This window comes from Vibrio genomosp. F10 str. 9ZD137 (assembly GCF_049974785.1).
GTDB lineage: Bacteria > Pseudomonadota > Gammaproteobacteria > Enterobacterales > Vibrionaceae > Vibrio.
Genome location: NZ_JBNGCJ010000190.1, coordinates 1 through 914, shown reverse-complemented (window position 1 = coordinate 914; position 914 = coordinate 1). Strand labels below are relative to the sequence as shown.

At 42.7% G+C, this 914-nt stretch carries 1 protein-coding gene and 2 pseudogenes; all 3 read right to left on the bottom strand.

Translation table 11 applies throughout. From position 1 onward, the window contains the following. Window positions 1-122: pseudogene (locus tag ACP45E_RS02455) on the bottom strand (formate/nitrite transporter family protein); the annotation flags it as partial. A gap of 137 nt (window positions 123-259) precedes the next feature. Continuing rightward, window positions 260-598, bottom strand: a complete 339-nt coding sequence (gene nirD, locus ACP45E_RS02450; RefSeq protein ID WP_017034081.1) for a nitrite reductase small subunit NirD — start codon at window positions 596-598, stop codon at window positions 260-262. Window positions 599-600: 2 nt separating this feature from the next. Next, window positions 601-914: pseudogene (locus ACP45E_RS02445) on the bottom strand (nitrite reductase (NAD(P)H)); the annotation flags it as partial.

The following is a 914-nucleotide window of genomic DNA, read 5'->3' as shown; positions in this document are numbered from 1 at the left end:
AGCGAAAGTATAATGCCGGCCATGACACCGCGTAAAATCAGATCACGAGTGCTCGTTTTAACCTTGGCCTCGCCAACATCGATCATGGTTTGAACGAATTCAGCTGGTTTTAGATCATTCATGTTTATGTCCCTAAATATTAAATTAAAGTAAAAATTGGATAGGAAAAGGCTTCAGATCCGTACATTCAGTCACTAGCCTGAAGCCCTTGAACTATCAAATTTCTATGTTGGAAAACCTAGCTCCACAAAGTAAACCTTTATAATGAAAGCTCTACTGCGCCATTGTCTACTCGGGCTTTGTACGCTTTCACATTGAAGCTTTCGTCTTCCAAGCAAACGCCTGTTGTTAGGTTGAAACGCTGTTTTTTCAATGGGCTAGCTACCCACAACTCATCTTGATGCTGACAAATTAGGCCGCGCGACAAGACATTGGCACAGGCAAAAGGGTCGTGGTTACTGATTGCCAGGACATTTAAAGCGTCAGTAGGTCTAAAGATAGCGACCTGCTCACCGTTAAATAAGGCACACACACCCGTTCCAGGAATGATATCGGTAATCTCACACACTTTTTGAAATGTTGCTTTGTTGATCGCCATGATTATTTCTCCGCTATGGTTTCAGTCAGTGCTACATGCAAGATGTCGCCTTTTACTTCTGGATACTTCTCGGTAAATGTTGCAGGACGGTGCTGCTCACGCGCTTCAACAAACACAACGTTATCATCACGTAAATCCGAATTGATAAAGTGAGAAAAACGTTTTAACTGAGACTCGTCATTGATGGTATCGGTCCACTCACAGCGGAAATTTCCGACTAAAGATGCTACATCTGCTTCCAATTGATCATTGATGCCGAGCTTATTGTCGACAATAACATCGCGTAAGTAATCAACTAGATAGGAAGAGCGGTTCA